Annotated in this window: 1 protein-coding gene; it reads left to right on the forward strand. The window is 71.2% G+C overall.

The window, feature by feature from the left end:
* Positions 1 to 319 (forward strand): isocitrate/isopropylmalate family dehydrogenase (locus tag ACFR9S_RS11225; RefSeq protein WP_379818680.1); only part of this gene is annotated, 319 nt, incomplete at both ends.

The raw sequence follows: 319 nt of genomic DNA on the forward strand, positions 1-319 counted from the left end.
CGCGAACGTCCGGCCCGCCCGCGCGTACCCCGGCGTCGACGCGCTCCGGCCGGAGACGGATCTCGTGTTCGTCCGGGAGAACACGGAGGGAGTCTACGCGGGCCACGAGAGCGATCTCGGCGAGGGCGTGACGACGCTCACCCGCGTGATCACCGAGTCCGCCTCCCGCCGAATCGCCGAGTTCGGCTTCGAGTACGCCGACGAGCGTGGCGCGGACGTGACGGTCACGCACAAGGCGAACGTGATGCGCGTCACGGACGGGCAGTTCCTCGACGCGGTCAACGCCGACGCCGAGGAACGCGACGCCGAGTACGGGACC

It is taken from the genome of Halolamina salina, from assembly GCF_042678005.1.
Taxonomy (GTDB): domain Archaea; phylum Halobacteriota; class Halobacteria; order Halobacteriales; family Haloferacaceae; genus Halolamina; species Halolamina salina.